General features: G+C 39.6%; 8 protein-coding genes. 1 reads left to right on the forward strand and 7 read right to left on the reverse strand.

Annotated elements, in window-relative coordinates:
- Positions 1–73: 73 nt before the first annotated feature.
- From brnQ to ACWOEX_RS01570, 4 genes are all read right to left on the reverse strand, one after another.
- Positions 74–1,384: a branched-chain amino acid transport system II carrier protein gene (gene brnQ / locus ACWOEX_RS01555; RefSeq protein WP_455297502.1), complete on the reverse strand. Its 1,311-nt coding sequence runs from the start codon at positions 1,382–1,384 to the stop codon at positions 74–76.
- A gap of 232 nt (positions 1,385–1,616) precedes the next feature.
- The gene (locus tag ACWOEX_RS01560; RefSeq protein WP_455297649.1) at positions 1,617–2,477 is read right to left on the reverse strand and encodes a formylglycine-generating enzyme family protein; all 861 of its coding nucleotides are present in this window, start codon (positions 2,475–2,477) and stop codon (positions 1,617–1,619) included.
- A 30-nt stretch (positions 2,478–2,507) separates the two neighbouring features.
- Positions 2,508–4,142 (reverse strand): sulfatase family protein, encoded by a 1,635-nt coding sequence (locus ACWOEX_RS01565; RefSeq protein ID WP_455297503.1) that lies wholly within the window; start codon positions 4,140–4,142, stop codon positions 2,508–2,510.
- Between the two features lie 29 nt (positions 4,143–4,171).
- Positions 4,172–5,536, reverse strand: a complete 1,365-nt coding sequence (locus tag ACWOEX_RS01570) for a cation:proton antiporter (RefSeq protein ID WP_455297504.1) — start codon at positions 5,534–5,536, stop codon at positions 4,172–4,174.
- 685 nt (positions 5,537–6,221) lie between these two features.
- Here ACWOEX_RS01570 and ACWOEX_RS01575 point away from each other — a divergent pair.
- Complete coding sequence (locus ACWOEX_RS01575; RefSeq protein WP_455297505.1) at positions 6,222–8,495, forward strand: ATP-binding cassette domain-containing protein; 2,274 nt, start codon at positions 6,222–6,224, stop codon at positions 8,493–8,495.
- Positions 8,496–8,568: 73 nt separating this feature from the next.
- On the opposite strand, the gene ACWOEX_RS01580 is transcribed toward ACWOEX_RS01575, so the two are convergent.
- The 3 genes from ACWOEX_RS01580 to ACWOEX_RS01590 form a co-directional block, all read right to left on the reverse strand.
- Positions 8,569–9,798, reverse strand: a complete 1,230-nt coding sequence (locus tag ACWOEX_RS01580; RefSeq protein ID WP_455297506.1) for a dicarboxylate/amino acid:cation symporter — start codon at positions 9,796–9,798, stop codon at positions 8,569–8,571.
- A 237-nt stretch (positions 9,799–10,035) separates the two neighbouring features.
- A complete protein-coding gene (locus ACWOEX_RS01585) occupies positions 10,036–11,292 on the reverse strand; it encodes a 3-hydroxyacyl-CoA dehydrogenase (RefSeq protein WP_455297507.1) in 1,257 nt (418 codons plus the stop codon).
- A gap of 89 nt (positions 11,293–11,381) precedes the next feature.
- Positions 11,382–12,644 carry a 3-hydroxyacyl-CoA dehydrogenase NAD-binding domain-containing protein gene (locus ACWOEX_RS01590; protein ID WP_455297508.1) on the reverse strand — a complete coding sequence of 421 codons (1,263 nt, stop codon included), beginning with the start codon at positions 12,642–12,644 and terminating at the stop codon, positions 11,382–11,384.
- Positions 12,645–12,768: the final 124 nt, after the last annotated feature.

Genomic DNA, 12,768 nt, shown 5'->3' on the forward strand with positions numbered 1-12,768 from the left:
CTAATCCGGTTCTACCAATATCTTCATTATACAAAAAAAACGTGTATATCTCTATACACGTTGCATGATAATATTAATTAAAAGACAATTGATTCTCTTTGGCTCCAATAATATGACCGATAAGAAATGCGATAATCATAAATGGCAGCCACTCTAACTGCATTTCAAATAACGGTAATGCTGTCAACCATTGGAAACCTGGCATGCCATGTCTCGTGAGTGTGGATAAGATACTAATGATTGTTACTACAGCAATCGCCAATTGCATGCTTAATTTTGATCCAGGTATCCAACGCAAAACTAATAGAGCAAATACGATAGTTATAGTAATAGGATATACAATCTCTAACATTGGTGTGCTGATTTTAAGGATTTGATTTAATCCGAGATTAGCAAGGATGCAAGATACAACGGTAATACCTATTGCGAGTCCGCGATAACTCAATTGTGGCAATAACCCGTGAAGATAACTAGCAACAGATGAAATTAAGCCGGTAGCAGTGGTGATACACGCAAGTAAAACAACTAGACCTAGCACAATCATACCAATATACCCAAAACCTTCTGTTGCTGCATTAACAAGTAAATAAGTACCTGCGTTCTGACCAGATGGGATATTCATGACATTCGTATGATTTCCAACCCATCCCAATGAGAAATAGATAATACCCAATAGGCCACTAGCCAATAGTGATGACCAAAGCGAACCGATGAACGCTTGCTTTCTATCTGTTACGCCAAGCTGTTTAATGGTGCTACTCAATACTAAAGTAAAAGCAAGAGCAGCGATTGAATCCATCGTTAAGTATCCTTCTGAAAAACCAATTGTCATTGCTGGTGATTGGTTAAATCTCTCGCCAGCTACTGATGAACCGTTTGTGTGGTAGATCATAATGCTGCGAATGATCAAAATCGCAATTGTAAGTAATAATGCAGGCGTTAAGTATTTTCCGATCGCATTTGACAAGTCATCAGGCGATAATGCAAGAAACAACACAATCGCAAAGAAAATAACAGAAAAAATAAATAGTGGCCAACGTCCGAAATCACCAATCAAAGGTATAACACTCATCTCGTAGGAAGTTGAGGCTGTTCTTGGAATTCCAGAAAATGGACCAATCATGATATATACAATTGTTAAAAATACTGTTGAGAAAATCGGATTAATCTGTTTCAGAATGGCAGGGTATCCGTTAGACGCAAAACTACCTGCAATCATCGTCAGAAGAGGGAGCCCAATCCCCGTAAGCATGAAACCAATAATTGCAGTCAAATAGTGATTTCCTGCCTCATATCCTAAACCAACAGGAAAAATCAAATTTCCAGCCCCAAAAAACATAGCAAACAACATAAATCCAACAACAAAAATATCTCGTCGTTTCATTGTGCTACCTCAACTCTCTAATTTCAGAATATTTTGCCTATATTATAAATGACAACGATTATTCTAACAGATACGTAGGGAAAATTAAACTCTTTTTATAAATTTTCTGAAAATTGCTGTAATACAGCTAACTGTTAAAACAAAACTATCAATAGCTACACTTTATGACTTGTAAATTAATTTTTTCAATAAAAAACACTTCTGATAACTCAGAAGTGTTTTGACTTTGATTCTATAAACTCTCTACCACACGAAAACCGGTGTTGCTTGTTGAGGAGAGCGCAGTATTTGAATTTCGTCCAGCGATACGATAGCGCTGGCAGTAGGAACAATGACAGAGGAACGAGCCACCTTTAAGCGCATATAAATCCTCACTATACTGATGATTTTCGCGAATAAAATCATCACGACTCTTCTGCTGGAAAGTTTCCAATGGGATACGTCCTGGATTTAAACACCATTCCCATACATTTCCAATCACTTGATATAAACCATAGTCATTCGGTTCGAAGTGATGGACAGGCGCAGTCCCTAAGAAGCCGTCTGATTCAGCATTGTAATTGGGGAATTTTCCTTGGAAGGTGTTAGCCATAAATTTGCCATCCTGTTCCAATTCATTGCCCCATGGAAAAGTGAGGTTCTCCTTACCACCACGTGCGGCAAATTCCCATTCCGCTTCAGTTGGAAGACGTTTGCCAGCCCAGGCAGCATAGGCATTCGCATCATTCCAAGAGACATGAATCACTGGATGATCCATACGATCAGAGATATCAGAATGTGGACCTTCAGGTTTACGCCAATTGGCTTCTGGTACTTCATACCACCAGGGGGAGTCTTCACTAATCGGTGTCAGATTTTGCTTCGTTTCTTCATCTAACAGTAGGTGAAACACATTTGAGCTACCGAAGCGTTCTGCATCTGTGATATAACCCGTATCTAAGAAAAACTGTAAAAATTCTTCATTAGTAATCGTATATTTTGAAATCGCAAAAGGCTCCACGGTAACCTGCAATCTCGGATTTTCACGATCTGCTTCAAAGCCAACAGTGCTATCTGTCCCCATCATGAATGTTCCACCAGGTAGGGCAATCATTTCATTCGTCATGTCATTCACTCGCTTTTATTACTTGTCTGTCTTTTGATTCAATTCTTTAATATACTCGTCGTAACCATCCATCCAGACGATCTGTTCCCAATCGCCTGTCGGTTCATCCGGTGCATTATCTTGCTTCGTACCTTCTGTCGAACGACCATTTTTAATGTAGTCACCCAAGGACGTCATCAGTTCTTTGACAACGTCAGGATGTTCATCAATGATATTATTTGTTTCGCTAATATCATCTCGCAAGTCGTATAACTCAGTTGGCTTAAAGGTATCTTCATAAGACTCACGTGTACGCTCATAGCCACGATTGACACCACCATCTGTCACTAGGATCAGTTTCCAAAAATCGCGACGAATGGAGAAGCCACCGTTACCGCTGGAGTAGACAATATCTTGGCGAACCGGTTCATCCTTACCTTGCCATAATGCATAGTTAGAGTAGCTATCCTCTGCGACATCATCGCCATAAGTTTCACCTAACATTTCAGCAATCGTTGCATAGAAATCGGCGTGCGATACCATGTGATTGGATGTTGAGCCTGCATCAATCATCTCTGGGTAGGAGACGATGGTTGGTTCACGGTGTCCACCTTCCCAAATTTCCATCTTGTGTCCACGATAACCGGCGCTAGAATCATGACCTTTTTCTTTCAACTCATCGAGTCCAATGATTGAGCTGACGCCGTTGTCTGACGTAAAGATGAAGATCGTATTATCAAAGATGCCTTTTTCATCCAAGAAATCAATCATCTCTCCGACATAGCTATCCAACTGCAATACGAAGTCACCGTAATCACCAATACCTGATTTACCGCGGAAACGTTCCTGTGGGATAATTGGGCCATGTACTAAGTGGTTAGGGTAGTAGAGGAAGAACGGATCGTCTTTTTCAGATAAATCTTCTAATACTTCCATCGTTTTATCCTGCATGATATCTGGAATATGATATGGACTGAATTCTGGTGCAGCTACTGCCATTTCTACTGAACGTATCGTATCCGATTTCACACGCGAAATATTCGCATTTCCCATGACATTAGCAGGTGTACTTAATACTTTGTTATTTTCAATAATGACGAATGGCCCTTGATCGAGGGAGGCTGGTGTTCCATAGAAATAGTCAAAACCATATTCATTTGGACCAAATTGAATAGGTTTTGTAAAGTCGATATCTAACCCACGAACCGCAGATTCACCAGTAGAGTTACCAAAGTATTCGCGACCTTTTTGAAGTTTTGCAGCTTTAGCTTCATTAGATTCACGATCCAAACCATACGCTTCATAATCTCTATTACCAGTGAGTTCCCATTCTAGACCTAAATGCCACTTACCAACAGCTGCTGTATTGTAGCCATTATCTTTGAGTAGTTGCGCAAGGGTACGACGATCTTTTTCGATAAGCGTCAGAGCATCACCAGGAGCTACGATACTTTTCAGACGGGAACGCCAGTTGTAACGTCCGGTCAATAAACCGTAACGAGATGGTGTACATAATGCGGAAGTTGCGTGAGAATCGGTAAATTTCATACCGCGTTCTGCTAACTTATCAATGTTCGGTGTTTTGAATTGCGCTTCTGGATTAAAGGCAGAAACATCACCAATACCTAAATCATCTGCAAAAACTAATACAATATTTGGATTCTTGTTCGTCATAATATCCTTCCTCTCATGACTATTATAGATTAATCATCGTCAGGGCTCGTTTGGAATGGTTGTTTCTTAAAGTGAACAGGTTGACTATGTGGGTGACGTTTGTTTTGGTACACACGTGTCGCGCGTGATTCGCGGTGGTACGAACTGCTTGCACCGATAAAGTCATCTTCTTGGTCCGTATGACCAGACGTTTCGCCAGTCCAATCATATGCTTTCTTAGAAATAAGGATCGCAATAATTTCGTTAATCAATGCAGCAGCAGGAATAATTGTTCGTAGCAACACGGCATATTCTGGTACAACAGCACTTAGCGCTTCTGCTGCCACACCACTGTGAACGAGTGAAATACCAGAATGTGGGGTGAGTGTGATACCAACATATTTTTGAACATTTTCATCGGCTTTCACAGCTTTACCACCAATGAAACCACCGAGCCAAGAACCAATAAAGCGCAAGACAACATAAACGACTGCCCAGATACCTGCTGTCAACAATAAACTTGGATCGAGTGGGGCGGCGAGTGAAACAATAACTACGGCTAATCCTAGCGTCTGAATGTCATCGAAGTAGTCGCCGATATCCTCCTGCTGCTCATCTTCAGTAAAGTTAATGAAACCTGCAGCAAAACCTGCACCCGCCATAATAAAGTTGGTCGTTGGATCAGGATAAACATTATGATCCAAGAACATGAGTACCGCACCGTACACGATTAATACGATCGTAAAGATCACGGTCTCTAATCGACTGTTCATTGCGTGTGGTGTCGTTTTTGCGAGTAAGAAACCGATAAGGAATCCTGCAAAAATCGGCACAATTAACTTTAGTCCTAATGTCAACAAGATAGACTCATCAGAACCAGAGAATGCGGATTGTACGATTGAGGTAATTGAGAAGAATATTACCGCACCCAAAGTCGTATTCATCACACTGGCTGGAATGGTCGCTTGCGTCAATGGCCCATCTGTCTCGTACTCATTGATCATAGATAGTACTGGTGCTGGCGCAACGGCAAAAGCAACCAAACCAAACGCTGCTGCCATGATCAACGGCACACCTTTAATAACTGCTACAACACTGAATCCTGCAGTTACCACAATGAAAATCATGGCGATATGCCAAAGTGATAATTGTAGTATTTGGCCACCAACTTTTTTGATTTTCTTCCATTCTAGGTTCGAACCGATCATGACACCGACGATCATCTGTCCAATGGTCTCTAAAATGCCATACCAATTCGCGTCCATTGTTGATTCCGAGAGAATATTTAATACATTTGGACCAACAATAACGCCGGCAATCAACCATCCTAACAGCGCTGGAAGGTTTAATTGCTGAATGAGCTTACCAGCCAATAGTGCTAGACCTATTGCCAGTATAAACATGAGGATATTCATTTAATCATCCTTTCTAAATATCGACTGTAACTTCTTATATTAAATCCTTATCCTTTATAGTAAGTTAGCGCTAGCAAAGATGCAACTTTTTGTACCTATAGAACCCAATTTAATCTTTAAGTAATAAAAAAGGTTCACGATAAGTAATAAGAGGTTGTCTCAAGGTTTTAGCTTATAAACTACGGGAAATAGCCGCAACAGTGACACTGTATGATGTTATTGGTGCATATACAGTCGTTATAGCTATGAAATGATATCGATATAGATATTATTGGTTAAAATATATTAATTTAATGAACAGCAATTAAAGATAAGTATAAATGCAGCGCAAACTTATTGATATGGCTTAAATAGTGATATCAGATATAGCTATTTATATATTTAGATGAAGAATAAGATAAAACATCATCAAAAGACATATCCAAAAGTTAGCGATGATTGCTGATCAGTGTAATTAATCAAATGAGGGCGGTTGGAGGACAAAAATACTAGGAATTTATAGGCTTAATGATTGCTTACATTTTTCATTTCTTTTAGTTTACATAATATACATTATTGAAAGTAATTGAATAGAAAAAATAGTAATAATATTCCACTAAATAGCTCGTTTTTGACACTCCTCTCTTGGCTGTCATACCATAAATAAGATAAAACAGTTTTACAACAAAACGAAAGGTTTTAGATAATGACAGATGAAATTATTCTGCGTGGCCTACGCGAAAATAATTTAAAGAATATTGATCTGACGTTGCCTAAGGAACAGATTATTGCATTTGCTGGATTATCTGGCTCCGGAAAAAGCTCCGTAGTCTTTGATATTCTAGCTGCTGAGAGTCAACGACAGATGGAGAAAAATTACTCACAATATCTTAGACGTCATATGGAACTACATGAGCGTCCGGAAGCTGATTTGGAAGCTGATTTAATGAAGAATTTAACATCAGCGATTGTGATTAAACAACGCCAGATTCAAGGAAATCAACAATCAAACGTGGCGAGTTATATGGAACTCGGACCATTGATTCGGTTAATTTTTTCACGAATTGGTAAACCGCATGTCGGTGAAGCAATTGATTTTTCTTCAAATAGTTCGTTTGGAAAATGTAAGCGGTGTTACGGAAATGGTGAAGTTATCGAACCCGATCTCGATAAACTCGTGGATTTCAATAAGAGTTTAAAAGATTATGCGGTACAATTTAAGCCGCTCTCTCCTGCTGGTTGGCAAGGTCGTTGGATGATTACTGGCGATTTATTTGACCCTGATACACCAATTAAAGATTGGCCAAAAGACAAACGCGAATTATTCTTATATGGCGATCCTGACGGTAAAGAAGTGATTATGCCATTTAAAACTAAAAATGGTGATCATCAGAGTAAATGGGACGGCTTAGTCCCACGTTTTGAACGTCTATACATCAAACGTGATATCTCTAAACTTAAAGAGGTCAATCAGGATGATGTCAAATCGATGAGCAAAGTCACTCTCTGCCCTGTATGTCAAGGAACAGGATTAAATCCTGAAGTGCTCAAATCAAAAATTTTAGGATATAACATCGCTGATTTCTATCAAATGGAACTCACTGATCTACTCGATGTAATGAAGCAAATTGATGAACCGTTCGGGGTATCACTCGTTGAACAAGCACTCCCAATTATTGAACAAATTATCAATATGCGTCTCGGATATCTCACACTCGATCGTAAAATAGCTACACTCTCCGGTGGTGAAGCACAACGATTAAAAATTGCTAGTCAGTTGGGCTCAAATTTAAATAATCAAACCTATATTCTTGACGAACCGAGTGTTGGTTTACATCCTGAAGAGATTTCGCAATTAGTAGATATTTTGATGAAACTGAAAGAACAGCACAATACCGTGATTGCTGTTGAACATAACACAGAAATCATAAAACAAGCCGATCAAATTGTTGAAATGGGACCAGAAGCTGGGAGTCGCGGTGGTGAAGTGATTTATCAAGGGGATGCAGCACATTTAAGTGATACCCCTACTGGAAAAGCATTACAAGAAATCCGTCAACTGAAAGAAGATACACGCGAAATTACTGATCACTTTACAATTGAACATGCGAATAGTCATAACTTGAAAGATGTCACGCTGGATATTCCTAAGAACGTATTAATGACGGTTTCTGGCGTTTCTGGCTCTGGAAAAAGTTCTTTGATGATCGACGAATTTGCTAAGCAACACCCAGAAGCGATTGTTGTGAGTCAAAAAAGTATAGGAATCTCTACTCGCTCTACTCTAGCAACTTACATGGGGATTATGGATGATATCCGTAAGCAATTTGCTAAAGCGAATAATCAAGAACCAGGCCTTTTCAGCTTTAACTCTAAAGGTGCTTGTCCTGTCTGTGGTGGTAAAGGTTATATTGAACCAGATACCGCCTTTGCAGATCCCGTCACATTGGTCTGTGAAGCGTGTCATGGCACGCGTTTCTCTGACGAAGCGCTCTCTTATACTTTCCAGGGTAAGAATATTGTTGAGATGCTTGAGCTCACTGTTGAAGATAGCTTAGACTATTTCAAACAAGATAAAATTGTTCGTAAAGTTCAGGCATTAGATGATGTTGGACTCTCCTATTTAACACTCGGTCAGTCCACTAGTACTTTATCCGGTGGTGAGTTACAGCGATTGAAATTGGCGAGCGAATTACAACATCAAGGTGAAATTTATATTCTTGATGAACCTTCGCGTGGTTTACATCCGCAAGATAACGATCACTTATTGAAGCTATTCAATCGTCTTGTCGGTAGAGGCAATACTGTCATTCTAATTGAACATAATCTTGATTTCTTGGTTGCCAGTGATTGGGTGGTTGAAATGGGCCCTGAAGGTGGTAAAAATGGTGGACAAATCGTTTTTGAAGGTCGACCTCAAGATATGCTCAATGCAAATACATTGACTAGCAAATGGCTAAAGTATGCTTTGGAAGATTAAAAATGAATACATACTATAAGAAAAAGCCTATCAGATATCAAATTACGATGTCTGATAGGCTTTTTAAGTAAAATTATTCTTCTACGGTTGTAGCTTTCGTTTGGTTTTCTTTAGGTTTGATGTATTTCTCATATACACGGTCGACCGCCACAGCGATTGCATTATCACCGGAAACATTGGCGGCTGTACCAAAGCTGTCTTGCGCAATATGTAATGAAATCATGAGCTGCTGCATGGCGTCAGTCGTAATTCCCACCATCGGCAAGAATGGTAAAGCTGACATAATTGCCCCACCTGGTGCACCAGGTGCAGCTACCATTACCATACCTAATGTAAATACGAACGCCAGCATGACCTTGTTATCTACCGGAATGTTAAATAACAGTAAAACAGCAGTAGCATTCGTCGTTATGGTAATGATGCTACCAGAAAGATGAATTGTTGAACATAACGGAATAACGAATTGACGAATCATTTCTGATCCCCCATTTTTTCTGGCACACTCTAAATTAGTAGGAATTGCAGCGGCTGAAGATTGTGTCCCGAGCGAAACCAAATACCCTGGAATTTGATTTTTCATTAGAACAAAAGGATTCTTACCAGCATACAATCCCATAACAATGAATAAACCCCCAATATAGAGGGTTTGTAACAAGATACCGATTAAAAGTACTTTCCAGAATACGGATAGAATGGTGAATACAGTGCCACTGTAGCTCATGCTCGCAAAGTTTATGCCAATATAGAACGGCATCAATGGTACGATAATAGTATCTAGTACTTTGACAATAATACTCCCAAAGTCATCAAACGCTTCAAAGAGAACGTTACCGCGATTGTTACGTCGAAAAACAGAAATACCGAGTCCCATAATAAATGAGAATACCAGCGCGGCAGTAACGTCTAACATCGGTTCGAGTGGTAGCGTAAAGAATGGCTCGACACCCTCTCCTACACCGACAATTTTTTGTTGAACCTCTGGGGTAATGAAATAGGGAAACAAATTAGTTACGACGACGAAGGCAAACAGCCCTGCAAGCGTTCCAGAAAGATAAGAGATGATGGCAGTTAACCCAAGCAACTTTCCGGCGCCTTCTGCCAGCTCAGCAATCCCCTTAACAACAAAACCAATAATCATCAGTGGGATAATAAAGCTTAAGAACGTGCTGAACATTGTAGATAAGGTGACCAACCCGCGCATGATCGGCTCATTAATAAATGGCAATTGTCCAATCAAAATACCAATAACAATTCCTAATATGATTCTCGGAACTAAACCGAGATAAATATGACGACGCTGCAACGATTCTCGCTCCTTTAAATTGATTTTTTTTTTTACATACCAATAAACGATTATACTGTTAATTTATTTAAAGATAAAGAAAAAGTGGCCGCCAATTTCGTTTGGCGGCCACTTAATGAATGATGAGCACACATTTACATGTTATTGGTAGTGATAGTTGAAATTGTTGTGCATACTTGGAAATGCGGGAATTAATTTTCCAAAATTTTGTCTAATAAAACAATGTATTATTGTTTACTAGAAGTTGTTTTCTTTTAATGCTTTAAGGATATTATCGTGCAATTCCTTCTCTGGATCATTGTTGATGCTGTTGAAGTATTGACTTAATACCTTGTATACCTTATCCGTACCAATCTGTTTCAATAACTTAAATGGTCCGAATTCTACTTCGAAGGCAATCTCCCATACACGATCAATATCTTCAAACTCAGCAGCGTCTTTAACGAATAATTCTAATCCACCGTAGATGATACTGCTAGCAACAATCGTGTAAAGCGCAATTGCTTTATCCTTATCTTCGTCGCCGGTCTTCGTACCATAGTCTTCAATAGAGATATCTGGCGTATCAGCCAAGAAATCTCCCTTCAAGAATTCTGGTGTTGTATCGTTGTAATGGTAGAAGCCTTCACCAGCAACTTTACCAGCACGACCCAATTTCACGTTGTCATTCAAGAAACGAATAACGTACTCTGAGCCTTTGCGATGTTCATCAGTCAATGACGGATTGTTATCGATACGTGCTTGCATGACTTGTGCCGGTGTACCAAACCCTGCGGTATCTACCGAAGCGAATGGGCCATGAGAAGTCCCAGTGGTCTTCATCCATGCACGGTCAATATCGAATGGCTGCGCTTTGCCTTGACCAAAGAGATTCAAGCTGACTTCGAGGAACGGAATGAACAAGGTATTAATGACATACCCTGGCTGTTCTTTCTTCATGACCACAGCATACATCTCAATGTCTTTTGCAAATTGAGTCACTGTTTTTACGACGTCATCGCTTGTCTTAGACGTTGCCATAACTTCTGCAACATTATGGTTCCAGATTTCATTCTGGAAATGCAATGCTAAGAATCGATCTGGGCGTCCGGTAGCCTCCATAAAATCAGATGGTCGCAAGGATGATGTATTTGTCGCAAAGATCGTTTCTTCTGGAATATCAATTTCAGATAACTGCTTGAAGAAAGCTTCTTTTACGGATTGCTTCTCCATGATTGCTTCGATAATTAAATCGGCACGCTTTGCAGCTTCTTCTAAATCTGTTGAGAACGTTACATTTTCGTCATAGGCTTTCTTAACGTCTTCATCATCATGATCGACGTTAGATTCCTCTTTGTAGCGTGGAATGTAACTCTCCATTTTCGCTTTGGCACGTTCGATACTCCCATCAGAACGGCCATAGACAATAACATCAAACCCACTAACGGCTGTCTGCAATGCGATCTGTGAACCTAGTACCCCACTGGCACCATTAACTAAAACTGTTTTAATCATTGCATGAACCTCCCTCAGTTCAATTCATTAACTTTTTATCTAATATGCTACTTGTATGCTACTTGCGCTAAAAGTGAAGATTTATTGAACTAAAACTTATTTTCTTTCAATGCATAAAGCATCTTATCGTGTAATTCTTTCTGTGGATCGTCTTTGATGTCGGCGAATGATTTGCTTAGAACGTCGTAGACTTTATCCGCACCAATCTTCTTGATTAAGTCGAATGGACCTAAGTCTGATTGTGAAGAAGAACGCCAAACTTTATCAATATCTTCAACGTCAGCTGCATCAATAGCGTAAAGCTCTAATGCACCAGAAATCAAAGCAGTAGAAACACGTGTGAAGAGGTAAATCGCTTTATCCTTATCTTCATCGCCAGTCTCTGTTCCGTAATCTTCAATTGAGATGTCTGGATAATCCTTCAAGAAGTCATCATCCAAGAACTCAGGTTTATTGTCACCATAGTGATAGAAACCTTCACCTTGAACTTTACCCCCGCGACCCAATTGAATAGAATCTCTTAGGAAACGCGCAGCATAAGTTAAGCCTTGACGATCTTCATCGGAAAGTGAAGGGTCTTTCTCGACCAGCTCTTCTGCGATTGCTGGTGGCGTACCAAAACCAACAATATCGATAGCGGAGAACGGTGCTGGACTTTGCGGATTGTCAGTTGCTTTCAGCCATGCACGGTCAATGTCGAACGGTGTAGCTTCGCCAGTACCGAAGAGACGTAAACTCTCATTAACGAATGGAATAAATACGGTATTGTTAATATATCCAGGTTGTTCTTTCTTCATAACAATCGGATCCATTTCAATATCTTTAGCGAACTGTTCAATTGTCTTCACAACATCATCACTCGTTTCGGATGTTCCCATAACTTCAGCAATGTTACGTTTCCAAATTTCATTCTGGAAATGAAGTGCTAAGAAACGATCCGTACGTCCCGTTGCTTCCATGAAGTTAGATGGACGCAATGAAGATGTATTTGTTGCAAAGATTGTTTCTTCTGGAATATCAATTTCAGATAACTGTTTAAAGAAATCTTTCTTTGCTTCTTCTTTTTCTAAGATAGCTTCAATAATCAAATCAGCTTCCTTAGCAGATTTTTCTAAATCTGTTGAGAAAGTGACATTTTCTTCATAAGCTTTTTGAACATCTTTTTCGTCGTGACTAACGTTTGATTCATCTTTGTAACGTGGAATGTAACTTTCCATCTTTGTTTTAGCACGTTCGATACTGCCATCTGAACGACCGTAAACAATGACATCAAAACCACTAACGGCTGTTTGTAAGGCAATCTGTGAACCGAGTACCCCACTCGCACCATTAACTAATACTGTTTTAATCATTATATGAACCTCCTTGTTCATTGCGTTAAGCAATCTTAATCACTAACTAAAAGTAAGTATAGTGCGTAAGTCAAAATTAGTCAAGGGTAAATTAGCATTTCTTTTTATAGAGTGCTAACCCTTA

The sequence above is a fragment of the Aerococcus vaginalis genome, from assembly GCF_053762225.1.